Origin of the sequence: Morganella morganii H1r, from assembly GCF_000633515.1 — a bacterium.
Taxonomy (GTDB): Bacteria; Pseudomonadota; Gammaproteobacteria; order Enterobacterales; family Enterobacteriaceae; genus Morganella; species Morganella morganii_B.
The window spans coordinates 55,420-80,801 of record NZ_AYMP01000029.1 but is presented as its reverse complement, the minus strand read 5'-3'; the positions used below and the strand labels follow the sequence as shown (position 1 = coordinate 80,801).

At 52.6% G+C, this 25,382-nt stretch carries 24 protein-coding genes; 22 read left to right on the top strand and 2 right to left on the bottom strand.

What is annotated here, in order from left to right:
• Positions 1-6 precede the first annotated feature (6 nt).
• The 5 genes from U868_RS0116910 (at position 7) to U868_RS0116890 (ending at position 5,915) form a co-directional block, all read left to right on the top strand.
• Positions 7-1,452: a methylaspartate mutase subunit E gene (locus U868_RS0116910; protein WP_004236125.1), complete on the top strand. Its 1,446-nt coding sequence runs from the start codon at positions 7-9 to the stop codon at positions 1,450-1,452.
• A complete protein-coding gene (locus U868_RS0116905) occupies positions 1,452-2,693 on the top strand; it encodes a methylaspartate ammonia-lyase (protein ID WP_025154323.1) in 1,242 nt (413 codons plus the stop codon). The genes U868_RS0116910 and U868_RS0116905 overlap by 1 nt, the downstream gene beginning before the upstream one ends.
• Before the next feature lie 9 nt (positions 2,694-2,702).
• Positions 2,703-4,076 carry an acyclic terpene utilization AtuA family protein gene (locus tag U868_RS0116900; RefSeq protein WP_025154322.1) on the top strand — a complete coding sequence of 458 codons (1,374 nt, stop codon included), beginning with the start codon at positions 2,703-2,705 and terminating at the stop codon, positions 4,074-4,076.
• The gene (locus tag U868_RS0116895; protein WP_025154321.1) at positions 4,073-4,390 is read left to right on the top strand and encodes a DUF4387 domain-containing protein; all 318 of its coding nucleotides are present in this window, start codon (positions 4,073-4,075) and stop codon (positions 4,388-4,390) included. The genes U868_RS0116900 and U868_RS0116895 overlap by 4 nt, the downstream gene beginning before the upstream one ends.
• 232 nt (positions 4,391-4,622) lie before the next feature.
• Positions 4,623-5,915, top strand: a complete 1,293-nt coding sequence (locus U868_RS0116890) for a dicarboxylate/amino acid:cation symporter (RefSeq protein WP_025154320.1) — start codon at positions 4,623-4,625, stop codon at positions 5,913-5,915.
• A 134-nt stretch (positions 5,916-6,049) separates the two neighbouring features.
• Here the strand turns inward: U868_RS0116890 and nirD are convergent, their stop codons facing one another.
• Positions 6,050-6,385 carry a nitrite reductase small subunit NirD gene (nirD, locus tag U868_RS0116885; protein ID WP_025154319.1) on the bottom strand — a complete coding sequence of 112 codons (336 nt, stop codon included), beginning with the start codon at positions 6,383-6,385 and terminating at the stop codon, positions 6,050-6,052.
• A 2-nt stretch (positions 6,386-6,387) separates the two neighbouring features.
• Positions 6,388-8,928 carry a nitrite reductase large subunit NirB gene (gene nirB, locus U868_RS0116880; RefSeq protein ID WP_029991248.1) on the bottom strand — a complete coding sequence of 847 codons (2,541 nt, stop codon included), beginning with the start codon at positions 8,926-8,928 and terminating at the stop codon, positions 6,388-6,390.
• Between the two features lie 355 nt (positions 8,929-9,283).
• Between nirB and U868_RS0116875 the strand changes: the two genes are divergently transcribed.
• The 17 genes from U868_RS0116875 to eutL all read left to right on the top strand — a co-directional run bounded on the left by U868_RS0116875 (position 9,284) and on the right by eutL (position 25,369).
• Positions 9,284-10,501 (top strand): YjgN family protein, encoded by a 1,218-nt coding sequence (locus U868_RS0116875; RefSeq protein ID WP_025154318.1) that lies wholly within the window; start codon positions 9,284-9,286, stop codon positions 10,499-10,501.
• On the top strand, positions 10,498-11,508 hold the full coding sequence (locus tag U868_RS0116870; protein ID WP_025154317.1) for a M48 family metallopeptidase: 1,011 nt from the start codon (positions 10,498-10,500) through the stop codon (positions 11,506-11,508). The genes U868_RS0116875 and U868_RS0116870 overlap by 4 nt, the downstream gene beginning before the upstream one ends.
• A 337-nt stretch (positions 11,509-11,845) precedes the next feature.
• Positions 11,846-12,181, top strand: a complete 336-nt coding sequence (gene eutS, locus U868_RS0116865; RefSeq protein ID WP_025154316.1) for an ethanolamine utilization microcompartment protein EutS — start codon at positions 11,846-11,848, stop codon at positions 12,179-12,181.
• A gap of 27 nt (positions 12,182-12,208) precedes the next feature.
• Positions 12,209-12,655, top strand: coding sequence for a EutP/PduV family microcompartment system protein (eutP, locus tag U868_RS0116860; protein WP_004236108.1), 447 nt, complete (start codon positions 12,209-12,211; stop codon positions 12,653-12,655).
• Positions 12,656-12,667: 12 nt separating this feature from the next.
• Positions 12,668-13,432, top strand: a complete 765-nt coding sequence (gene eutQ, locus U868_RS0116855; RefSeq protein ID WP_025154315.1) for an ethanolamine utilization acetate kinase EutQ — start codon at positions 12,668-12,670, stop codon at positions 13,430-13,432.
• A gap of 11 nt (positions 13,433-13,443) precedes the next feature.
• Positions 13,444-14,289, top strand: coding sequence for an ethanolamine utilization cob(I)yrinic acid a,c-diamide adenosyltransferase EutT (gene eutT, locus U868_RS0116850; protein ID WP_025154314.1), 846 nt, complete (start codon positions 13,444-13,446; stop codon positions 14,287-14,289).
• Positions 14,279-15,301 (top strand): phosphate acetyltransferase, encoded by a 1,023-nt coding sequence (gene pta / locus U868_RS0116845; RefSeq protein ID WP_025154313.1) that lies wholly within the window; start codon positions 14,279-14,281, stop codon positions 15,299-15,301. The genes eutT and pta overlap by 11 nt, the downstream gene beginning before the upstream one ends.
• Positions 15,302-15,339: 38 nt before the next feature.
• Positions 15,340-15,633, top strand: coding sequence for an ethanolamine utilization microcompartment protein EutM (gene eutM / locus U868_RS0116840; protein WP_004236103.1), 294 nt, complete (start codon positions 15,340-15,342; stop codon positions 15,631-15,633).
• 144 nt (positions 15,634-15,777) lie between these two features.
• Positions 15,778-16,065 carry an ethanolamine utilization microcompartment protein EutN gene (eutN, locus tag U868_RS0116835; protein ID WP_004236102.1) on the top strand — a complete coding sequence of 96 codons (288 nt, stop codon included), beginning with the start codon at positions 15,778-15,780 and terminating at the stop codon, positions 16,063-16,065.
• Between the two features lie 38 nt (positions 16,066-16,103).
• A complete protein-coding gene (locus U868_RS0116830; protein ID WP_025154312.1) occupies positions 16,104-17,540 on the top strand; it encodes an aldehyde dehydrogenase family protein in 1,437 nt (478 codons plus the stop codon).
• A gap of 98 nt (positions 17,541-17,638) precedes the next feature.
• Positions 17,639-18,484, top strand: coding sequence for an ethanolamine utilization protein EutJ (eutJ, locus tag U868_RS0116825; RefSeq protein WP_025154311.1), 846 nt, complete (start codon positions 17,639-17,641; stop codon positions 18,482-18,484).
• Complete coding sequence (locus U868_RS0116820) at positions 18,474-19,676, top strand: iron-containing alcohol dehydrogenase (protein WP_025154310.1); 1,203 nt, start codon at positions 18,474-18,476, stop codon at positions 19,674-19,676. Before eutJ ends, U868_RS0116820 begins: the two co-directional genes overlap by 11 nt.
• Positions 19,677-19,724: 48 nt before the next feature.
• On the top strand, positions 19,725-20,990 hold the full coding sequence (gene eutH / locus U868_RS0116815; RefSeq protein WP_025154309.1) for an ethanolamine utilization protein EutH: 1,266 nt from the start codon (positions 19,725-19,727) through the stop codon (positions 20,988-20,990).
• A gap of 2 nt (positions 20,991-20,992) precedes the next feature.
• A complete protein-coding gene (gene eutA, locus U868_RS0116810; protein ID WP_025154308.1) occupies positions 20,993-22,411 on the top strand; it encodes an ethanolamine ammonia-lyase reactivating factor EutA in 1,419 nt (472 codons plus the stop codon).
• A gap of 11 nt (positions 22,412-22,422) precedes the next feature.
• Positions 22,423-23,784, top strand: a complete 1,362-nt coding sequence (locus U868_RS0116805) for an ethanolamine ammonia-lyase subunit EutB (protein ID WP_025154307.1) — start codon at positions 22,423-22,425, stop codon at positions 23,782-23,784.
• Positions 23,785-23,802: 18 nt separating this feature from the next.
• Positions 23,803-24,696: an ethanolamine ammonia-lyase subunit EutC gene (gene eutC / locus U868_RS0116800; RefSeq protein ID WP_025154306.1), complete on the top strand. Its 894-nt coding sequence runs from the start codon at positions 23,803-23,805 to the stop codon at positions 24,694-24,696.
• 13 nt (positions 24,697-24,709) lie between these two features.
• Positions 24,710-25,369 (top strand): ethanolamine utilization microcompartment protein EutL, encoded by a 660-nt coding sequence (gene eutL / locus U868_RS0116795; RefSeq protein WP_025154305.1) that lies wholly within the window; start codon positions 24,710-24,712, stop codon positions 25,367-25,369.
• The last annotated feature ends 13 nt before the right edge of the window (positions 25,370-25,382 follow it).

The window sequence follows — 25,382 nt, the reverse complement described above, 5'->3', positions numbered from 1 at the left end:
CATTAAATGGAACTGAAGAATAAAAAAATTGCAATCGACGACTTCATGGCCGAGCGCAAAGACGTATTAAAGACCTGGGTGACAGGGAAAGACGTGGAAAACTTTGAAGATGGCGTCAAATATCAGGCGACTATCTCTGAAGATAAAAACTTTGCCAAAAAATTATTCGAAGCTGACCGTGACGGCATCACATTAAGCCAGCCGCGTGCAGGTGTTGCCTTAATCGAAGAGCACATCGAGCTGCTGAAAAAACTGCAGAAAGAGTGTGACCTGCTGCCGACCACTATCGATGCGTATACCCGTCTGAACCGTTATGAAGAAGCGGCGGTCGGTATTCAGAAATCTGTTGAGGCCGGTACATCCAAACTGAACGGCCTGCCGGTGGTTAACCACGGTGTTGCAGCCTGCCGTCACATCACTGAATCCCTGGATAAACCACTGCAGATCCGTCACGGGACGCCGGATGCACGTCTGCTGTGTGAAATCTCCATGGCGAGTGGTTTCACCAGTTACGAAGGCGGTGGCATCTCCTATAACATCCCTTACGCAAAACGTGTCACCCTGGAAAAATCCATCCGTGACTGGCAGTACTGCGACCGCGTCATCGGTTTATATGAAGAAAACGGTATCCGTATCAACCGCGAACCATTCGGTCCGTTAACCGGTACGCTGATCCCGCCATTCATTTCTCACACTGTGGCAATTATCGAAGGTCTGGTGGCGCTGGAGCAGGGCGTTAAATCCATCACCGTCGGTTACGGCCAGGTCGGTAACTTAGTGCAGGATATCGCGGCAATCCGCTCCCTGCGTGAACTGTCTCATGAATACTTCCGCGCTTACGGCTACGAAGATTATGAGCTGAGTACCGTATTCCACCAGTGGATGGGCGGTTTCCCGGAAGATGAATCCCGTGCGGCAGCCGTTATCTCCTGGGGTGCGGCGGTTGCCGGTATGTCCGGTGCAACCAAAGTGATCACAAAGTCTCCGCATGAAGCATTCGGTATCCCGACTGCGGAAGCGAACTGCCAGGGTCTGCGTGCCTCCAACCAGATGCTGAACATGGTCCGCGATCAGAAATTCCCGCCGTGCAAAGACGTGGATCTGGAAGTGGAACTGATTAAACGCGAAGTCCGCGCAGTGATGAAGAAAGTTCTTGAACTGGGTAACGGCGACATTGCCGTCGGTACTGTCCGCGCATTCGAAGCCGGTGTTCTGGATATTCCGTTCGCTCCTGCGATGTGTAACTCCGGCAAGATGATGCCTATCCGCGATAACAACGGCGCAATCCGTGTGTTCGACGCAGGCGCGGTTCCGCTGCCGGATGACGTTCTGTCCATGCACCATGATTTCGTTGCTGAGCGTGCCCGCGAAGAGGGTCGTGAAGCTTCATTCCAGATGATTATTGATGATATTAACGCAGTATCTCACAGTAAATTAGTAGGAAGACCATAATGAAAATTAAACAGGCATTGTTCACGGCGGGTAACTCATCCTTCTATTTTGACGACCAGCAGGCTATCAAAGACGGCGCAGGTCACGACGGTTTCGTTTACACCGGTAAGCCGGTCACTCCGGGCTTTACCGCAGTGCGTCAGGCGGGTGAGTGTGTGTCAGTCCAGTTAATCCTGGAAAACGGTTCAGTGGCAATGGGTGATTGTGCCGCGGTTCAGTACTCCGGTGCGGGTGGTCGTGACCCGTTATTCCTGGCGGAAAACTTCATTCCGTTCCTGGAAAAACACATCAAACCGCTGCTGGAAGGCCGTGATGTCAGTGAGTTCCGCAACAACGCTAAGTTCTTCGATGAACTGAAAGTGGAAGGCAAACAACTGCATACCGCTATCCGTTATGGTCTGTCCCAGGCTCTGCTGGACGCTGCAGCACTGGCAAGCAACCGTCTGAAAGCTGAAGTTGTGTGCGACGAGTGGCACTTGCCGGTTGTGGCTGAGCCGATTCCTCTGTTTGGTCAGAGTGGTGATGACCGCTACAACGCTGTGGACAAAATGATCCTCAAACACGTTGACGTTCTGCCGCACGGCCTTATCAACAACGTGGATGAAAAACTGGGCCGCCAGGGTGAAAAACTGCGCGCTTATGTTGAATGGCTGGCCAAGCGTATCGTTGAGTTACGCACAGAAGACACTTACAAGCCATCACTGCATATCGACGTTTACGGCACTATCGGTTTAATTTTCGACAAAGATCCGATTCGTTGTGCGGAATATATCGCAAGTCTGCAGGAGCAGGCCGGTGATCTGGAACTGTACATCGAAGGTCCGGTTGACGCAGGAAACAAACCAGACCAGATCCGCCTGATGAAAGGCATTATGGATCACCTGAAAAAACTGGGTTCCAAAGTCAAAATCGTTGCTGACGAATGGTGTAACACCTGTCAGGACATCATCGACTTCACGGATGCCGGCTGCTGTGACATGGTTCAGATCAAAACGCCTGACCTGGGTTCTGTTCACAACATCGCTGACGCGGTGCTGTACTGCCAGAAACACGGTATGGAAGCATACCAGGGCGGTACCTGTAACGAAACCGACGTCAGTGCGCGTACCTGTGTGCATATCGCGATTGCAACACGCCCGATGCGTATGCTGATCAAGCCGGGTATGGGCTTCGATGAAGGTATGAACATCGTTCATAACGAAATGAACCGCACACTGGCTGTACTGAAAGCGAAAGCATAAGGAAGCATTATGTCCAGGACATTTAAAATCCTGTCCCCTACTGCCATCCTGGGGTACGGATTTCCGGAAGAGAGTTTTATGAAGGCGATGGAAGAATCGCCGGATCTTATCGCCGTCGACGCCGGGTCTTCTGACCCGGGTCCTCACTACCTCGGTTCCGGTAAAGCCTTTACTGACCGTGCCGGGGTAAAACGCGACCTGCGTTATATGCTGAAAGCCGGTGTGAAAAACAATATTCCGGTTGTCATCGGTACTGCCGGTGGTTCAGGTGCACAGCCTCATCTGGAATGGTGCCGTGAAATCATTCTGGAACTGGCGAAGGAAGAAGGACTGTCATTCAGGATGGCCCTGATCCCGGCGGATGTTGAGAAGAAAACCGTTCACGAAGCGCTGGATGCAGGCAAAATCACGCCGCTGGCGTTCGTGCCTGAACTGACGCATGAAGTGATCGACGAAAGTACCTATATCGTTGCTCAGATGGGTGTCGAGCCGTTCCAGGAAGCACTGGCAGCCGGTGCTCAGGTTGTGCTGGCCGGCCGTTCCTATGACCCGTGCTGCTTCGCGGCTCTGCCGATTATGAAAGGGTTCGACGAAGGCCTGGCACTGCACTGCGGTAAGATTCTGGAGTGTGCGGCAATCGCAGCCACCCCGGGTTCCGGCTCCGACTGTGCAATGGGTATTATCGACGAAACCGGTTTCACCCTGAAAGCATTCAACCCGATCCGCAAGTTTACGGACACCTCAGCAGCGGCTCACACCCTGTATGAGAAATCCAACCCGTATGTATTACCGGGACCGGGCGGTGTGCTGGATCTGAAAGAGTGTAAGTTTGAAGATCTGGGTAACGGGCAGGTTCGTGTAACCGGTTCACGCCATGTATCAACACCGTATACCGTTAAACTGGAAGCGGCACGTCCGGTCGGTTACCGCACCATCACGATCGCCGGTACGCATGACCCTATCATGATCGCCGGTATGGATAAGATTCTGGCGGAAGTGCGTAAAAGTGTTGAGAAAAACCTCAGCATCGACCCTGATACCGTGAAAATGAATTTCCATCTGTACGGTAAAAACGGTGTGATGGGTGATGCAGAACCTGAAACTGTCACCAGGAGTTATGAGCTGGGTATTTTACTGGATGTTGTTGCGCCTACCCAGGAGCAGGCGGACAGTATCTGTTCCCTGGCACGTTCCACTATGCTGCACTACGGGTATGATGGCCGTATCGCCACCGCAGGCAACTTAGCCTTCCCGTTCTCTCCGTCGGATATCCGTGCCGGTAAAGTGTATGAGTTCTCCATCTATCATCTGATGGAATACACCCCGGATATTAAATTCACATTCCGTATGGAGAATGTAACACCTGAAGGAGTGGCGAAATGAAAAAGTCAATTTTAGAATTAGCCAAAGTTGTGCGTTCTAAAAACTCCGGTCCGTATGAAATTGTGATGGATATTTTATTCAAGGATAAAGAAACGTATACCGCGGTAAAAAATTCAAAACAATTTAATAAAGACGTAGTTGCCGGTCTGTACTGTGTGAAACCTGACTTTATCGATAATATTGTCTGGTTCGACCCGGCGAATGCTGTAAAAATTGTAATGCCGAGACATATTGTTTCTGGTGCTGTCGGAGATACCGATGTTTATGGTGCCCAGCAACATGCGCCTTTATTAAAAATGGAATTTGATATTTAACAATATCAGTCATTCAATATCTCATTAGTACGACAACTCGGTGTGGCGTACGGGGTTTCCCTGTACTCCGCATCGATTTCAGAAACAGAAATCGTCATTTTTCTCAGTGTGTTGTATAAATTTATTTAATATTTAAAGCCACGGAAGGCTGGGTAAAAATAACTGAAATAAAATTTCAGAGGATATTAAGTAAGTTGAGAATAAATGCGACCCAACACAGAATGGAATTATTATGAAATCGAAGAGTTTAACCACTTGGATAGTCATTGGTCTTATTGTCGGTGTGATTGTCGGCTTTAGCTTTAATGAAATGGCATCTGCTGAATTTAATAAGGTCTATGCAAAAGATATCTCTATTATTACCGATATCTTCTTACGTCTGATTAAAATGATTATCGCCCCATTGATTATATCAACACTGGTTGTTGGTATCGCGAAAATGGGTGATGCGAAAACGTTAGGTCGTGTTTTCTCCAAAACACTGTTCTTATTTATCTGCGCATCCTTTATCTCAATCCTGTTAGGTCTGGTTATTGTTAACCTGTTCCAGCCGGGCGCGGGTATTAACTTCGTTGCAGACACTGCCGGTGCGGTTGAAGGCATGGTGGAACCGGTTCCTTTCTCCTTCAAAACCTTTATTGCGCATGCGATTCCGACCAGTATCGTTGACGCGATGGCGCGTAACGAAATTCTGCAAATCGTTGTATTTTCCATCTTTATGGGTATCAGTCTCTCCGCTATCGGTGAGAAAGGTATGCCGATCATCAACGTACTGGAATCCCTCGTCAGCCTGATGCTGAAATTAACCGGTTACGTGATGCTGTTTGCGCCGCTGACAGTCTTTGCCGCTATCTCCGGTATGATCGCAGAACGCGGCCTGGGTGTACTGGTCAGCGCCGGTATCTTCATGGGTGAATTCTATTTCACACTGGCGATGCTGTGGGTGATTCTGATTGGTCTGGCTGCACTGGTTGTCGGCCGCTGTATCTTCCGTCTGACCAAAGGTATCACTGAGCCTGCACTGCTGGCATTCACCACATCAAGTTCTGAAGCGGCATTCCCGGGGACTCTGGAAAAACTGGAAGAGTTCGGTGTTTCCAACAAGATCGCCAGCTTCGTACTGCCAATCGGTTATTCCTTTAACCTGGTCGGTTCAATGGCTTACTGTTCATTTGCAGTTATCTTTATCGCTCAGGCATGTAACATCACCCTGTCTATGGGTGAGCAGGTTACCATGCTGCTGATTCTGATGCTGACCTCGAAAGGGATGGCCGGTGTACCGCGTGCGTCTCTGGTGGTTATCGCGGCGACCCTGAACCAGTTCAACATTCCGGAAGCGGGGCTGATTCTGCTGATGGGTGTGGATCCGTTCCTTGATATGGGCCGCTCTGCCACTAACGTGATGAGTAACGCTATCGGGGCTGCAATGGTCGGCCGCTGGGAAGGCGAGCACTACGGTGAAGGCTGCCGCGGAAAACCAAAGTCAGTTATTGAACCTCCGGTGTCACAGGCAACATCAGCCTGACCGGGCGTTCAGAAGAAACAAGACAGGCGCGGTACAGGGGATACCGGTACCGCGCCGCAATAAAAAACCGTTTTATGTGTCATGTATTAAGCGCAAAATACCCTCAGTTATTTTGCGCTTTTTTTTGTGTAAGATTATTGAGATACCGCTGAAACACTCACTGTGCCATCCGTCACCTTAACCGCAAAGGCGGCGACGGAATAGGCGGCGTCTTCCGCACACAGCCCGTCCGTCAGCCGGAAACGCTGTTTTTTCAGCGGGCTGACAATCCACAGTTCATTGTTGTGTTCCGCAATTAATCCGCGCGACAGCACGCTGGCCTGCGCAAAGGGATCGATATTGCTCAGAGCAAAAATACGATCGTCCGGATAAGGGCGAAACAGTGCCACCTGAGCATCCCCGACCAGCGCACATACGCCGGTTCCCGGCGTGATATCACTGACCTGACAAACCGTAATCCATTGACTCATGATTATTCCTCCCCGATCAGAGTGACAGCAATCCGCTCTTCCGGGCGGGCCGGACGATGTTGTAAGCGCTCACTTACCATTTGAACATCCGGATCCGGCAGCGGGCTGTTAATAAAGTGACTGAAGCGCTTGCGGGCATGCGGGTTGTTTACCGTTTCCTGCCACTCACAGGTCACTTTTTCGCGCAGTTGTGTCAGTTCCTGCTCCAGCTGAGCATTCAGCCCCAGTTTGTCGCTGACAATCACATCCCGCAGGTAATCAATCCCGCCCTCGAGGCTTTCCAGCCAGGTGGATGTCCGGCTGAGTTTGTCGGCGGTACGGATGTAAAACATCATAAAGCGGTCGATATAGCGTATCAGAGTCTCTTTATCGAGGTCAGCCATCAGCAGATCGCCGTGGCGCGGTTTCATGCCGCCGTTTCCGCAGACATACAGGTTCCAGCCTTTGTCAGTGGCGATAATCCCGATATCTTTGCCCTGCGCCTCTGAACACTCGCGGGTACAGCCCGAGATGCCGAACTTCATTTTATGCGGGGTGCGGATGCCTTTATAACGGTGTTCCAGCTCAACGCCCAGCGCGGTGCTGTCACCGACCCCGAACCGGCACCATGCCGTGCCGACACAGGTTTTCGCCATCCGCAGTGCTTTGGCATAGGCGTGCCCGGTTTCAAATCCGGCGGTGATCAGTTTTTCCCAGATAGCCGGTAAATCCTGCTTTTGCGCCCCGAACATAGCAATGCGCTGTGAGCCGGTAATCTTGGTATACAGATGATATTCCTGCGCAACCGCACCGATGGTCAGTAAACCTTCAGGGGTGATTTCGCCGCCCGGCGAACGCGGGATCACCGAATAGGTACCGTCTTTCTGCATATTAGCGAGGAAATTATCGTTGGTATCCTGTAGCGGTACCAGGTCGTCGCGCAGAATATAGTCATTCCGGCAGGATGCGAGCAGGGAACCGATAGTGGGTTTGCATACTTCACAGCCGTAACCTTCACCATAGCGGCCCAGCAACTCATCAAAGGTCGTGATTTTTTCCACGCGGATCAGGTGATACAGCTCCTGGCGTGAATAGGCAAAATGTTCACAGAGGTGATGATTCACCTCAATACCCAGATTGGTCAGTTCGGCATTCAGTACCTGTGTGATCAGCGGAACACATCCGCCGCAGCCGGTTCCGGCTTTGGTTTCCGCTTTGATATCCGCCACCGTCTGGCAGCCGTTATGAATGGCCTGAATAATGTCCCCTTTGGTGACATCAAAACAGGAGCAGATTTGCGCGCTGTCCGGCAGGGACTCCACGCCGATTGCCGGTTTACTGCCGGCGTGGGCGGGCAGGATCAGAACATCCGGGTTTTCCGGCAGTTCGATGCGGTTCAGTGCCAGTTGCAGCAGATTACCGTAATCTTCGGTATCCCCGACCAGCACCGCACCCAGCAGATATTTATTATCATCACTGACAATCAGCCGCTTATAAACCTCATTGGCTTCATCGAGATAAATATAACTGTGGCAGCCGTCGTCTGTCGCATGTGTATTGCCGATACCACCGACATCCACACCCAGCAATTTCAGTTTTGCGCTCATATCCGCGCCGGTAAACTGATTCTCCTGCCCCAGCAGATGATCCGCCGCCACCTGCGCCATTTTGTAGCCCGGTGCCACCAGTCCGTAAGTTCTGCCGTGCCATGATGCGCATTCCCCGATAGCATACACATCCGGGTCAGATGTCTGACACTGGTCGTTAATCACCAGACCGCCGCGCTCCGACACGGCCAGTCCGCACTGGCGGGCAAGCCGGTCGCGCGGGCGGATCCCGGTGGAGAAAACGACAAAATCAGTCTCCAGCGACGAACCATCGGCAAAATGCAGCACTTTGCGGCTCTCTCCGCTGCCGGACTCTGTAATTTCCGTGGTGTTTTTGCCGGTATGTACCGTTACACCCATCCGCTCAATTTTTTGCTTCAGTTGTTCGCCGCCGAGCGCATCAAGCTGTTCCGCCATTAATACCGGCGAAAATTCAATAACATGCGTTTCAATACCCAGATTTTTCAGGGCCCCTGCGGCTTCCAGTCCCAGCAGACCGCCGCCGATTACCACACCTTTACGGCTGCGGCGGGCACAGGCCTCGATGGCATTGAGATCTTCAATCGTGCGGTAAACAAAGCAGTCGCGGGTATCACTGCCTTTAATCGGCGGAACCCACGGATAAGAGCCGGTCGCCATCACCAGTTTGTCGTAATGCACGGTGCGGCCGGTATTGGTGTGCAGCACCTTTTCCTGACGGTTAACGGTGATCACCCGTTCATTGGTTAATACCGTAATATTATGTTTCTCATGGAAACCGGGTTTGACCAGCGATAATTCTTCTGCCGTATGATGGGAAAAATAGGAGGAAAGATGCACGCGGTCATAAGCGACACGCGGCTCTTCACAGAATACGGTGATATCGAACTGTCCGGCGTCCGCTTTATCGGTAAGCTCTTCGGTAAAGCGATGACCGACCATGCCGTTACCGATGATTGCTAACTTGACGTTGCTCATTTCAGCCTCAGATTTTGTGTGGGTTAAGGCTAAAAATACGGCGATCCCGGTTTTTCTCATTGATGTATATCAAATGCAGCTTAATCAATTCAGCTTATGTAAATAGTTGCTTTAAATAATTTTTGTCAATACTCCTGAAGAGGTATCTGTATGTGGGGGGCTCCGTTATATTATCTGTCTTTATATATTAATTGACATATTATTTTTTAAACCGGTTATTTTTACTCATTTAATGGTGAACAAATATTTCATAATATATCGTACGGGTTCCGGATTGAAATTAAATGTCATTAATAACAGATAATGGTATATTTAACGAAAGTAAAGGGAACAGTTTAAGAGGAACGGATACCCCATGCATGATGAAAAAATCGTTTTCAGTGATATCGTTGTTGACAAAGATGATGAAATTCATGATGTGAAATTTCACGGAAAATCCGGAGAGTATTTCAAAATATGGATAGTTAATCTGTTCCTGACAGTCCTTACTCTCGGGATATATTCTGCCTGGGCGGCGGTCAGAAAACGCCGTTATTTTTACGGTAATACTGATATCGGCGGGTCACACTTTGATTATCATGCCGTACCGCTGAATCTTCTGATGAGCCGGATTATTGTTATTGCGTTTATACTCTTTTATGTTTTGTCAGGTTTAATTCACCCGATATTACAGCTTGGTATTCTGCTGATTTTATTTATTTTATCACCGTATTTTATTTTACGGGCCTGGCGGTTTAATACCCTGATGTCTTCATTCCGGAATATCCGTTTCAATTATCATTGCCGCTTTGCTCAGGGGTACTGGGTAATACTGGTTATGCCATTTTTATTAATCACTATGCTGGTTATTGCCGTTATTGCAGGCGGAACAAGTGCCACCCTTATGCGGTGCTCCGGGCCCGGCGGGTGTGATGCGACAGCAGGTTTCATACAGGGCATTATCCAGATGATTATTATTCTGGCCGGTATGTTTCTGGTATTTGCCGTACAGGCCAAACGAATTTATGATCTGTTTTTCAATCAGTTATTCTATGGGAAACAGCCCTTTGCTATTCAGTCAGAACTCAAAAAATTTCTTCAGTTTTATGTGATTGCAGCGCTGATATTACTGCCTTTTCTCTGCTTAAGCGGAAGCATTATGTGGCAAATGATGATGACGGTAGCAATGGCAAATTATTATCAGATGACGGTTTCCCCGGTATCGTTTGCGGCGAATGTGGTATCCATGTATCTGATTTTTCTGTGCGGGCTTATTGTGACTTCCGCTTATCTGCGTGTTGCGGTTATCCGCTATGTCTCCGCGCATGTTTCTCTGGGTAACATGCTGCGTTTCCGGTCAGATATTTCGCTTTTTCCGTATCTTATGCTGATGTTCACCAACAGCCTGATGGTTATTTTTACGCTGGGATTTGCAACACCTGTCGCGCAAATCCGCCATGCCCGCTATATGGCCGAAAATATGAAAATTATTGGTGATATGTCACTGGCAGCGGTCAGCGCGCATGATGAAAATAAGGGCAGTGCGGTTCAGGATGAAATAGTGAGTGCCTTTGATATCGGGGTCTCTTTGTGAAAATAACCGGTGAGTTTACGTATGCGGGAAAGGCAGAGAAGCATGTTGCTTATCTTGAGGCTGATAATGAAAATACCCGGCTGAGAGTCACTGTAAACGGGCATACTCATGAGTATGCCTTTTCTGAAAGCCGTCTTTCTCAGCCGCTGGGCTCATTACCTGACTCACTCTTTTTCCCTGACGGGAATTGTTTTACCGCTCCCCGGAATGTTCCTCTGCACACGGTTGTCAGCAGTAAAAAAGTGTCCGGCGCTTTTATTCATGCCTTTGAGAAAAACAAAATTGCGCTGATTGGTTCCGTTACCGGCATCGTCTGTGTATTTCTGCTTTATTTTATGGTCTTTATCCCGGCCGCTTCATCGGCTATCACAAAAATCGTTCCTGATGATTTCAGTCTCTATCTCGGGAAATATTCACTGGAATTAATTGACGGGGAATATTTCACTAAAAGCCGGTTACCGGCAGAAAAACAGCAGGAAGTCACTGATCTGTTTTTATCGGTGATTCCGGATAAATTAAAGCAGGATAAGCTGCCGCTGAAAATCGTATTCCGTCACTCAGAAGACGGGGCGAATGCATTTACTCTGTCTGACGGCACTATCATTGTGACGGATGATCTGATTAAAATGATCGATCATGACGATGAACTGGCGGCCATATTACTGCATGAGATGGGGCATCATTATCACCGCCATGTTATGCGTTCTCTGGTTGAATCGTCAGTGCTGGCCATTACCTTTATGTGGTTCACGGGCGATGTCAGCGGGATTGAGGACACCCTGGTGCATTCCGGCGGTTCATTATTGGCTCTCAGTTATTCCCGTAATATGGAAACGGATGCGGATAAATTTGCCGCGCAAGAAATGAAGGCGCAGCATCGCTCACTGAAAATGATGATATCTGTTTTTACCAAATTATCAGATTCAGCAGATGATGACGAAAATTCATTTCTCAGTACACATCCGGGCTGGGAAAGCCGTATTAAGGCCATTGAGAATCAGGAATAATCATCCGGAGTATTTGTAACCATCTGTTTGCCGGTCTGTTTTCACGACAGCCCGGTCTCTGTGCTTTTGCCGCCGGATATATCACGTCCGGTAACCCGGGCAAGGCAATCCCCGTATTTTGCGTATTACCGCATCAGAAACAATCCTGTCACAAATAACAGATTCAATTCCCGTGCCTTTTTCCCGGGTGATCGTTGTTTGTTACCAAATTAACAATTCTGCCAATTAGTGATCTGTTTCAACATTTAATCGTGATTGCCGATTTTTGTTATCCCCTTTTTAAGAGTGTGACTAGGATTGAATCAATTCTTATGAGGAGAGTGACGAGGTAAGCACGATGGAAAAGGAACGTATCATCCAGGAATTTGTTCCCGGCAAACAGGTCACGCTGGCGCATCTGATTGCGCACCCGGGCAGTGATCTGGCGAAAAAAATCGGGGTTCCCGGTGCTGAAGCCATCGGCATTATGACACTGACACCCGGTGAAACCGCGATGATTGCGGGTGATCTTGCCACAAAGGCTGCCGGTGTGGATATCGGCTTTCTTGACCGTTTCACCGGTGCGCTCGTGATTTACGGCTCTGTCGGCGCAGTGGAAGAAGCATTGATCCAGACTGTTCGCGGGTTAAGCCAGCTCCTCAATTATGCCATTTGTGATATCACCCGCAGTTAGCCGGGTGCAGTTAAGGATGCCGTCTGAATGAAACGAATTGTGTTTGTGGGTGATGTGGGTGCAGGAAAAACGACATTATTCAATGCGTTGCAGGGGGATTTTGATCTTGCGCGGAAAACACAGGCGATTGAGTTCAATGATGAGGGCAGTGTTGATACACCGGGTGAATATTTCAGCCATCCCCGTCTCTACCATGCACTGATTAATACGCTGGCAGATTGTGATGTGCTGGTTTATGTCCACGCGGCAAATAACCCTGAGTGCCGGATCCCTGCCGGATTACTCGATATCTATCCCCGTATGCGCCGCTTTGCGGTTATCAGCAAAGCCGATGCACCGGATGCGGATGTACCCGCCGTGCGCGAGTTACTCTCCACGCGGGGATTTGAGGAACCGGTACTTGCCATCAACAGCCTTGATCCTGATGACGTCCTGAAAGTGAAACAGTTTTTGGCCACAGCCGACAGCCAATAAGAGGAATATCCGATGAAGAAACTAATAACGGCCAATGACATCCGGGAAGCACACGCAGCGGGTAAAACCCGTCTGGATGTGGTGCTGAAAGAGAGCATTGTCACGCCGGAAGCCCATGTTGTGGCTGAACAATTGGGCTTTGTGATTTGTGAGGTCGATGCCGCACAGAACAGTACACCGGCCTCTGCGCCGCCGGCCGCAACCGCCGGAACAGAACCCAATATTTCATCCGCAGAGCGTCAGAAAATCCGCGAGTGCATTATCGCTCAGCTGCCTGACGGCAATGTCACCGAAACCCTGATTGCACAACTGGTCGATAAAGTGGTGCAGGAGCGTATCGCGCAGATTAAAGCGAAAGTGGCGGCATTCAAACCGGCGGAAGAGAACACCGATACCCCGAATACCCAGAGCTATCGCAGTGTCACCGGCAAAGGCGGCATTAAAGTGGTCGACAGCAGCTCGGTGAAATTCGGTAATTTCGATGGTGCGGGTCCGCACCGTGTCGGGATTGCGGATCTGATCACCGCGCAGGACAACAGCAGCATGGCTGCCGGGTTTATGCAGTGGGAAAACGCATTCTTCCCGTGGACACTGAACTACGACGAAGTGGATCTGGTTCTGGAAGGCGAGCTGCATGTGCGCCATCAGGGCGAAACCATGATCGCGAAAGCCGGTGATGTGATGTTTATCCCGAAAGGTTCCGCGATTGAGTTCGGCACACCATCGACTGTCCGTTTCCTGTATGTGGCCTGGCCGGCTAACTGGCAGGATTGCTGAGGGGTATCGCCATGACCTTTATCACTGAAGACTGGCTGCGGGATAACTTTACGCTGAGCGAAGGCAGTGAAATTCATCTGCCTGCTGACAGCCGGATGACACCATCCGCCCGTGAGCTGATCGAAAGCCGCCGTTTACAGGTGAAATTTCAGGATAAACAAGGTCGTCTGTTTGTGGAAACGCCGGATGAGTCCGGTAAAACCGAAACGGCTGTCCCTGACCTGAAAGCGGTACACGGGTTAACCAGTAAGGATAAAGCGGATGTCGCGGCCTGCGAATTATGCCATCAGCCGGTGGCGAAAAAGCCGGACACGCTGACACACCTTAACGGCCACACCATGGTGGCAAAAAATGATCCGCGTCTGGCGTTCCGCGCCGCGCTGGATGCCACTATCGCCGAAGCCGTCTGGTTACAGACTGAATTTGCACAGATGCCGCTGAAAGGCTGGCTGGCGGATATCCGCTCTGTGCTCGGCAATATTATGCGCGCCGATGCGCTCAATGAACCGCTCGGTGAGCAGAGTATTGCGGATCTGAACGCGGATGAGCTGCACAAGCTGTCTCATAATCCGCTGAAATACCTGGGTCATGACCATATCGTTCCGGATGTGAGTCACGGCCGTGATGCGGCGGCACTGAACCTGCTGCGGACCAAAGTCCGTGAAACGGAAGTCAGTGCGGCACGCATTTATATCGATTGTTATTTTCAGGTCATCCGCCCTGACATTATGCAGGCGCTTAACCGCCTCTCCAGTGCGGTGTATGTCCTGATGGTGATGGTGGTGCGCGAAGGCGGCGTAATGACCGCACAGGCTCTGAAACAGGCTCTGATGCAAGGGGGAACACATGCTCATTGAACGATGCCGTCAGCAGGCAAAACTGAACCCGCCGCGGGTGGTTCTGCCGGATGCGCTGGATGAGCGCGTGATCCACGCCGCCCGTTATCTGAAACAAAATGGTCTGGCGGAGCCCGTTCTGCTGGCAAACCCGTTTGCGCTGCGTGATTTCTCGCTGCGTACCGGTGTCATTATGGACGGCCTGAGCACTATTGATCCGGACAGTGCGGATGAGTGGCGCGCAGAGTTTGCGGATGCCATCACCGCGCGCCTCGGCGAAAAAGCCCCGGAAGATGCGGATGAGGCCATGCGCCAGCCGCTGTGGTTCGGTGCCGCCATGGTTGCCGCCGGAAAAGCGGATTTATGTGTGGCGGGGAATATCTCGTCAACTGCCGCTGTTCTGCGGGCCGGGCTGAAAGTGATCGGCCTGAAGCCGGGCGTGAAAACATTATCATCTATTTTCATCATGTTGCCGCCGGGAACGGAAGGCAATGTGCTGGGTTTCGCGGATTGCAGTGTCGTACCTCAACCCACTTCTGCACAGCTGGCGGATATTGCGCTGAGCAGTGCGGAAACCTTCACGGCAATCACCGGTGAAACCGCGCGTGTGGCGATGTTGTCTTTTTCAACAGCAGGCAGCGCGAAACATCCTAATGTGGCGATGGTGCAGCAGGCGGTGGAAATTATTCATGCACGCGCCCCGCAGTTACAGGCGGATGGTGAACTGCAGTTTGACGCGGCATTTGTGCCAAGTGTCGCTGCACAAAAAGCCCCGAACAGTGAGTTAAAGGGGCGGGCAAATGTCATGGTCTTTCCGTCACTGGAAGCAGGCAATATCGGTTACAAGATTGCCCAGCGTCTCGGCGGTTACCGGGCACTCGGCCCGCTGATTCAGGGATTAAATGCACCGGTGCATGATTTGTCACGCGGCTGTAATGCCCGCGACATTATTGAACTGGTGCTGGTAGCACAAACACAGTTAGCTCAGGCCGGACAACCTGTCCGCCGCACTGAAGCAGAAAGCGTTATTTAAACCGGTCCCTGATGGGATCTCAATGAGAGGAAAATATCATGGAAGCATTAGGACTGATCGAAACTAAGGGTCTGGTTGCATTAATCGAAGCATCCGATGCGATGGTCAAAGCAGCGCGCGTTAAATTAGTCGGTGTTAAACAAATCGGCGGTGGTCTGGTCACAGCCATGGTGCGCGGTGATGTTGCAGCATGTAAAGCAGCGACTGACGCAGGTGCGGCAGCAGCTCAGCGTATCGGTGAACTGGTCTCTGTACACGTTATTCCTCGTCCGCATGGCGATCTGGAAGAAGTGTTTCCTATCAAAATGTCCGGCGATAAATCAATCGATTAATCGTTGTTAGCGTGGCGTGCTTCTGACGCCACGCGATTTTAATCTCCCCGGTTTTTTTGCTGTCACTCAGACGGCAGGGGATTTTTTTACCTGAAATCCGTAGCCGGCTGTATTCAGGCTGCTGAAATATAAAGAGAGGTGAACATGAAACTGGCTGTCGTTATCGGACAAATCGTGTGCACCGTGCGTCATCCCGGACTGGAATCCGACAAATTACTGCTGGTGGAAATGATTGACCGCCAGGGGCGTCCTAACGGTGAGGTGGCCGTCGCAACCGACAGTATCGGTGCGGGTAATGGTGAATGGGTGCTGATCGTCAGCGGAAGTTCGGCGCGGCGTGCTCAGAGCAAAGAAGCGTCACCGGTCGATCTCAGCATCATCGGCATTGTGGATGAGGCCGTTATGGAAAGTCAGGTGATTTTTCATAAATAAATCGCCGCAACGAGTCACAGAAAGAGGCGTGGGTGAATATGGATCAGAAAGAAATTGAGAATGTGGTAAAAGCGGTTCTGGCCAGCATGAGTGCGGGCACACAACCGGCGGCTGCATCAGCGGCACCACAGCAGGCGGCAGCCTCACAGAATAACGGTTTCGGGGTGTTTGAATCCCTGGATGATGCCGTTCTTGCCGCCAAAGAAGCACAGAAATCATTAAAAACCGTTGAAATGCGTAATCTCTGTATCGGCGCAATCCGCCGTGCGGCAACAGAACATGCCCGTGAACTGGCGGTTCTGGCTGTTGAAGAGACCGGCATGGGCCGCGTGGAAGATAAACTCGCGAAGAACTTAGCACAGGCAAACGGCACCCCGGGTGTTGAGTGTCTGCGTCCTGAAGTGTTAACCGGCGACCACGGTTTAACCTTAATCGAAAATGCGGCATGGGGTGTTATCGCCTCTGTCACACCATCCACTAACCCGGCAGCGACGGCAATCAACAATGCCATCAGCATGATCGCCGGGGGTAACAGTGTGATTTTCGCGCCGCATCCGGCAGCGAAAAAAGTCTCACAGCGCACTATCACCGTTCTGAATGAAGCCATTGTTGCCGCAGGCGGCCCGAACAACCTGCTGGTGACGGTTGCCAAACCGGATATCGAAACCGCACAGCGTTTATTCAAATATCCGGGGATCGGCCTGCTGGTCGTGACCGGGGGTGATGCGGTGGTGGAATCCGCCCGCAAACACACCAACAAACGTCTGATTGCGGCCGGTGCCGGTAACCCGCCGGTCGTGGTCGATGAAACGGCCGATATCGAGCGCGCGGCGAAAGCCATTGTTCACGGTGCATCATTCGATAACAACATCATTTGTGCGGATGAAAAAGTGCTGATCGCGGTTGACTGCATTGCAGACAAACTGATCACCGAAATGCAGCGTAATCACGCGGTATTACTGACCCGCGAACAGAGCGAGAAGCTGATCCCGGTTCTGCTGAAAAATGTTGATGAAACCGGCCACGGCACTGTCAGCCGCGACTGGGTCGGCCGTGATGCAGCGAAAATTGCCGCCGCTATCGGTATGACTGTCCCGGCGGATACCCGTCTTCTGATCGCAGAAACTGACTGCAAACATCCGTTTGCTGTCACGGAGCTGATGATGCCGGTTCTGCCGATCATCCGCGTGAAAGATGTGGATCAGGCGATTGACCTGGCGGTGAAACTGGAAGGCGGCTGCCACCATACCGCAGCGATGCATTCCAATAACATCAGCAACCTGAACCGCATGGCGAATGCCATCGACACCAGTATTTTCGTGAAAAACGGACCGTGTATTGCCGGTCTGGGACTGGGCGGCGAAGGCTGGACAACCATGACGATCACCACACCGACCGGTGAAGGTGTGACCTGTGCGCGGACGTTCGTCCGTCTGCGCCGCTGCACCATGGTGGATTCATTCCGCATCGTGTAAGCCGCTGCGGTGGGGCCTGCGGGCTTCACCGCTTTTTTCCCGGTTAGTGTGAGTTGTTCACGTTAACCCTGACGTTATGTTTTAAACCGGAGGAACCGATGGTTCAACGCAATCAGGAATGGCTGGCATCGCGCTTACAGCGGGCAGCGGAAATCTGTAATCAGCCGCAGGCGGGTGATCACAAAGATGCGCCGTTGTGGCTGGGGATCGATCTCGGTACCTGTGATGTGGTGTCCATGGTGGTCAATGCGGAAGGACAGCCGGTCGCGGTGTGCCTCGACTGGGCAGATGTGGTGCGCGACGGTGTGGTCTGGGATTTCTTCGGTGCGGTAAAAATCGTTAATAAACATCTGGATGCGCTGGAAAAACAGTTCGGTTTCCGGTTTGAGGTGGCGGCAACGTCATTCCCGCCGGGAACAGACCCGCGTATCTCCGTGAATGTGCTGGAATCCGCCGGTCTGGTGGTCGCCAGAGTGCTGGATGAACCTTCTGCGGTCGCTGACATGATGGGGCTGGATAAAGCCGCTGTTGTGGATATCGGCGGCGGTACCACCGGGATCGCGATTGTGCAGAAGGGCGAAGTGACCCGCTCCGGCGACGAAGCCACCGGCGGTCATCATATTTCCCTGACCCTGGCGGGCAACCAGCGCATTGAGCTGGAAGATGCCGAGCAGATGAAGCGTGAGCGCGGTGAAAGCATCTGGCCGGTTATTCGTCCGGTATACGAAAAAATGACGGATATCGTCGACGATCATATTCGCGGTGAGGACGTGACCGAACTGTGGCTGGCGGGCGGCTCCTGTATGCAGCCCGGCGTGCAGCCGCTGTTTCAGGCACGTTTCCCGCATCTTACCGTGGTACTGCCACAGCATTCTATTTTTATGACGCCGCTGGCGATTGCCGTCTGCGGTGTGTCTCAGGGAGAAAACCGTCATGCCGGATAATCGTTTACCCGCGGCTGAGGTTCAGTCCGCTATCTATCAGGCGCTTGATTTGGTGAATGCCCGTCAGGTGCGTGAGTTTTCTGTCCCACCGACCACATTAATCGGCCCGGGTGCTGTCGGCCGCAGCGGGGATGTGCTCGCGGAGCGCGGAATTAAGCACGTTTTTATTATGGTGGACAGCATGCTGTTACAGGCCGGTCTGACCGATGTGCTGGAGCGCAATCTGAGCCGCAGCGGCATTGCGTATGAAATCTGGCCGTGCCCGCCGGGCGAGCCGATGGATAAAGATGTGTTCCGTACCGTTGAGCATCTGCTGAGTGTGCAGTGTGACGGTATTATCGCTCTCGGCGGCGGGTCGGTGCTGGATGCGGCGAAAGCCGTGGCGGTGCTGGCTGCCAATCCGGATCTGCCGCTGGCGGATATGATGCCGGGTGCGGCGCTCAATCCGCGTCTGCCGTTTATCGCTATCCCGACCACTGCCGGTACCGGCTCTGAAGCAACCAATGTTTCCGTGATTATTACTGCGGAAAACCATATCAAACTGGTGCTGGCACACAGCCAGTTACTGCCTGATCTCGCCATTATTGATGCCTGTCTGACACTCGGTGTTCCGCCGCATGTGACGGCAATGACCGGTATCGATGCCTTAACACATGCGATTGAAGCGTATGTGGCGAGCAACGTCACGCCGCTGACACAGGCGCTGGCACTGCGGGCGATCTCCATGATCAGCCACGCGCTGCCGATCGCTGTCGGTCAGGGGCATGATATCAAAGCCCGTGAGGACATGATGCTGGCTTCCTATATGGCCGGGATGGCGTTCTCCAATGCCGGTCTGGGGCTGTGCCACGCGATGGCGCATCAGATTGGCGCGGCATACAACATTCCGCACGGCAAGGCGAATGCCGTCATGCTGCCGCAGGTAATGCGTTTTAACCGCCTGGTCTGCAAACAGGCGTACAGCGAAATTGGTCATGCGCTGACTCAGCGGCCGATGACCGACATGGAGGCCATTGAGGCCGTGGAACAACTGATCAGTGACGTGGAACTTGCGCAGACGCTGCCATCCCTGGGCGGAAAACGTGAGGATTTCGAGGGGTTTGCCAAAGCGGCGTTGCAGGATATCTGCATCAAAACCAATCCGCGCACGGTCACAGCGGCTCAGATAACGGCGATTTACGGGTCAGCCTGAGTCAATCAATAAGAACAGCCTGCGCGACAGGCACGGAAGGAGAAGGGTATGGGCATTAATGAAATCATCATGTACATCATGATGAGTTTTATGCTGATAGCAGCCGTGGATCGTATCTTCAGCCAGTTCGGTGGCTCAGAGGCAATCCTCGGTAAAATCGGCCTGGGTAAAGTCGGGAAAGGCATTGCCGGTTCCGGTGAACAGTTCGAAGAAGGCTTTATGGCAATGGGTGCGCTGGGTCTGGCAATGGTCGGTATGACCGCGCTGGCACCGGTGATCGCCATGCTGCTGGGGCCGGTGATTATTCCTGTGTATGAAATGCTGGGTGCGAACCCGTCAGTGTTTGCGGGCAGTATTCTGGCTATCGATATGGGCGGCTTCTTCCTCGCGAAAGAGCTGGCAGGCGGTGATGTGGCAGCGTGGTTATATTCCGGCGTGCTGCTGGCATCCATGATGGGTGCGACCATGGTGTTCTCCATCCCTGTTGCGCTGGGCATTATCGAGAAGAAAGATCGCCGTTTCCTGGCTCTCGGTGTGCTGGCCGGTATCGTGACCATTCCGGTCGGCTGTATTGCCGGTGGTCTGGTGGCGAAATTCTCCGGGGTGGAAATTGACGGTCAGGTGGTGGACTTCAGCATGACCATGCTGCTGGTCAATATGATCCCGGTGATCATCGTGGCGGCACTGGTATGCCTCGGCCTGAAATTCATTCCTGAGAAAATGATCAACGGCTTCCAGATCTTCGCCAAAATCCTTGTCGGTATCATCACTATCGGCCTGGCGGCTGCAGTAGCGAAGTTCACGGTGGGCTGGAACCTGATCCCGGGACTGGATCCGATTTTTATGACAGAAGGTGATGTGCCGGGCCAGGTGATGCGCGCCATCGAAGTTATCGGTTCTATTTCTGCGGTGCTGTTAGGGGCGTACCCGATGGTGCTGCTGCTGACCCGCTGGTTTGAAAAATCCTTTATGAAGATCGGCAGCCTGCTGAAAATCAACAACATGGCGGCGGGCGGTATGATCGCGACTCTCGCGAACAACATCCCGATGTTCGGCATGATGAAGAAAATGGATACCCGCGGCAAAATCATCAACTGTGCATTCTCCGTGTCCGCTGCCTTCGCACTGGGTGACCACCTGGGCTTTGTGGCCGCCAACATGGCACCGATGATCTTCCCGATGATTGCCGGGAAAATTATCGGCGGTATCACTGCGATTTTCGTTGCCATCATGATGATGCCGAAAAATATTGAGCAGGAAGATGCGGCTGCGGCGGCTGAAGACGCGGCTGAAAGTGTCGCGGAGGAGAAATAAGCATGAAAACCCTCGAACTCTTAAGTGTCGGTATTGACGTGGGCACCACCACCACACAGGTGATTTTCTCCCGTCTCGCTCTGGTAAACCGCGCGGCGGTGTCACAGGTGCCGCGTTATGAGTTTGTGGATCGCAAAATTATCTGGCAGAGCCCGGTGCTGTTCACGCCGGTGGATAAAGATGGCCACCTGCGTGAGGAAGAGCTGCTGGCACTGGTGCTGGAGCAGTACGCCGCCGCCGGGATGGACCCGGCGACGATCGACTCCGGTGCCATCATCATTACCGGTGAAACCGCCAAAACCCGCAATGCACGTCCGGCAGTGGTCGCGTTATCCCAGAAACTCGGGGATTTCGTGGTCGCCACCGCCGGTCCGCACCTGGAATCGGTGATTGCCGGTTTCGGATCCGGTGCCCAGACACTCTCTGAGCAGAAGATGGCGCGGGTACTGAATATTGATATCGGCGGCGGCACAGCAAACTACGTGCTGTTTGAAGCCGGTCATGTGATCAGTTCCGCCTGTCTGAATGTCGGCGGCCGTCTGTTCGAAACAGACAGCAGCGGACGTGTCACTTATGTGCATGCGCCGGGCCGTCTTATCGCCCGTGACTGCTTTGGTGAGCAGACCGATCCGATGTCCCTGACACCGGCACAGCTGAATACTATTGCCGACCGTATGAGTGAGTTGCTGTATGAAGTGATCAGCGGCAACCTCACCCCGCTCGGGCGTGAGCTGCTGATGACAGACGGTCTGCCTGCGGAAAGCAGCTTTTATGCGGTCACACTGTCCGGCGGTGTCGGGGAGTGTTACAGCAATCCGGAAAGCGGCAATGATTTCCGTTTCGGCGATATCGGGCCGCTGCTGGCACAGGCGATTCACCGCAATGCGGATTTCAGCGCGTTACCGATGCAGACCCCGGCACAGACTGTCCGTGCCACGGTGATCGGCGCCGGTGCGCATACGTTATCCCTGTCCGGCAGCACCATCTGGCTGGACAGTATCACGCTGCCGATCCGCAATATTCCGGTGGTACATCCGGCGCTGGGCCGCGCGGATGATGAAGATCTGGTGAATACCTGGAGCCGTGCCCTGACGCAGATGGATCTTAATCCGCAGCAGGATCTGTATGCGCTGGCCTTACCGGAATCACTGCCGACTAACTACGCTTCGGTACAAAGCTGTATCGATGCCCTGGAACGCTTTACCAAAACATACCCGAACACCATGCCGCTGCTGGTGATCGCGGGACAGGATTTCGGTAAGGCACTGGGCATGCTGCTGCGTCCGCTGATGAACGGCCGCGAACTGGCTGTTATCGACGAAGTTATCACGCACACAGGCGACTATATCGACATCGGCACGTCGTTATTCAGCGGCTCTGTCGTCCCTGTTACTGTTAAATCACTCGCATTTCCTTCCTGAGGGAACGTAATATGAAATTGAAAACCACGCTGTTTGGTCAGACCTACCAGTTCCGGGACGTGAAAGACGTTCTCGCGAAAGCTAACGAACTCCGTTCCGGGGACATCCTGGCGGGTGTCGCGGCAAGTAACGCACAGGAACGTGTGGCAGCAAAACAAGTGCTGTCTGAACTGACTATCGCGGATGTCCGCAACAACCCTGTCGTTCCGTATGAAGAAGACTGCGTAACCCGTCTGATCCAGGACGATATCAATGAAACCGAATATAACCGGATCAAAAACTGGACTATCGGTGAGCTGCGTGAGCATGTTCTGAGCGACACCACCTCTCTTGATAACATCAATCTGCTGCGCAAAGGCCTGACTTCAGAAGTCATCGCCGGGGTGGCAAAAATCTGCTCTAACGCAGACCTGATTTACGGTGCGAAGAAAATTCCTGTCGTGAAACGTGCGAATAACACCATGGGTCTGCCGGGTCACTTCAGCGGCCGCTTACAGCCGAACGATACCCGTGACGAAGTGCAGAGTATCGTGGCGCAGATTTATGAAGGCCTTTCTTACGGCTGCGGTGATGCGGTTATCGGTGTCAACCCGGTAACGGACGATGTGGATAACCTCAGCCGCGTGCTGGATGCTATCTACGGCATCATTGATAAATACGATATCCCGACTCAGGGTTGTGTGCTGGCACACGTCACCACACAGATGGAAGCCATCAAACGCGGTGCGCCCGGCGGCCTGATTTTCCAGAGCATCTGCGGCAGTGAAAAAGGTCTGCGCGAGTTCGGTGTTGAGCTGGAAATGCTGGACGAAGCCCGCCACGTCGGTGCGCAATACAACCGTATCGCTGGTCCTAACTGCCTGTACTTTGAAACAGGACAGGGCTCCGCACTGTCAGCGGGCGCTCACTACGGTGCTGACCAGGTGACCATGGAAGCCCGTAACTACGGCCTGGCACGTCACTATGATCCGTTTATGGTGAACACCGTTGTCGGCTTTATCGGACCTGAATATCTCTATAACGACCGCCAGATCATCCGCGCCGGTCTTGAAGATCACTTCATGGGCAAACTGAGCGGTATCTCCATGGGCTGTGACTGCTGTTACACCAACCATGCGGATGCGGATCAGAACCTTAACGAAAACCTGATGATCCTGCTGGCCTCTGCGGGCTGTAACTTCATCATCGGTATGCCGCTGGGTGATGACATCATGCTCAACTACCAGACCACTGCGTTCCATGACATCGCGACTGTCCGTCAGTTACTCGGCCTGCGCCCTGCGCCGGAATTCGAAGCCTGGCTGGAAAAAATGGGTCTGATGGAAAACGGGCATCTTACCAATCGTGCCGGCGATCCGTCACTGTTCTTCTGATTTTCGGGGTAAATCACCATGGATCAAAAACAAATTAATGACATCGTACGCAGCGTGATGGCTCAGATGGGACACACGGGCGAAAACGTACAGGCGGTTGCTGCGGCAACGCAGGCTGTGCTGAATCAGGGTAATACGTCCGCTGAATCCGTTGAGTGGGATCTCGGTTCACCGGAAGCGAAACAGTGGATCGGCGTGCAGAACCCGCACCGTGCGGAAGTGTTACAGGAACTGCGTAACAGCACCGGTTCCCGTGTCTGCTCCGGCCGTGCCGGTGTGCGTCCGCGCACCCAGAGTCTGCTGCGCTTCCTGGCTGACCACTCGCGATCCAAAGATACCGTACTGAAAGAAGTCCCGGCGGAATGGGTGAAAAAACAGAACCTGCTGGAGTTACAGTCTGAAATCACAGACAAAAACCAGTATCTGACCCGTCCGGATATGGGCCGTATTCTGAATAAAGAATCCATCGAACTGCTGAAAACCAAGTGTGTGCAGGCGCCGGATGTGCAGGTCATTATCTCTGATGGTCTGTCCACCGATGCGATTACTGCAAACTACGACGAAATTCTGCCTCCGCTGATGAAAGGCCTGGAGCAGTCCGGTCTGAAAGTGGGTACGCCGTTCTTTGTCCGTTACGGCCGCGTGAAAATTGAAGACCAGGCCGGTGAAATGCTCGGCGCGAAAGTGGTTATCCTGCTGGTGGGCGAACGTCCGGGGCTGGGTCAGTCTGAAAGCCTCTCCTGCTACGCGGTGTACTCACCGACAGTGGCGGGTACCGTGGAAGCAGATCGTACCTGTATCTCGAACATTCACCGCGCAGGGACACCGCCGGTGGAAGCCGCCGCTGTTATCGTCGATTTAGCCAAACGCATGCTGGAGCAGAAAGCGTCCGGTATCAACATGAACCGTTAACGGGGAACTGAATATGCCTGCATTAGATCTTATCCGGCCGAGCGTGACAGCGATGCGTCTTATCGCCAATGCACACGAAGATTTCTGCCGTGAACTGAAATTACCGAAACACATCCGCAGCCTCGGTCTTATCACCGCAGACTCCGATGATGTTGCTTACATTGCCGCTGACGAAGCCACCAAACAAGCCCTTGTGGAAGTGGTTTACGGACGTTCCCTGTATGCAGGGGCGTCAAACTCACCATCACCGACCTCCGGTGAAGTGATGATTATCCTCGGTGGCCCGAACCCGGCAGAAGTCCGCGCGGGTCTGGATGCCATGGTCGCCAATATCGAATCCGGCGCGGCATTCCGGTGGGCGAATGACAAAGAAGATACCGCATTCCTGGCACATCTGGTCTCCCGTACCGGTTCTTACCTGTCTGATGGTGACAAAGTTAAACACGGTGACCCGATTGCCTATCTGGTGGCACCGCCGCTGGAAGCCACATTCGGGATCGATGCCGCACTGAAAGCCGCAGATGTGCAGCTGGCTACCTACGTGCCGCCTCCGTCAGAAACCAACTACTCAGCAGCCTTCCTGACCGGCAGCCAGGCAGCATGTAAAGCAGCATGTGATGCCTTTACCGAAGCCGTTCTGGATATCGCGCGCAATCCGGTTCAGCGCGCCTGAGCAGTGCAGTCAG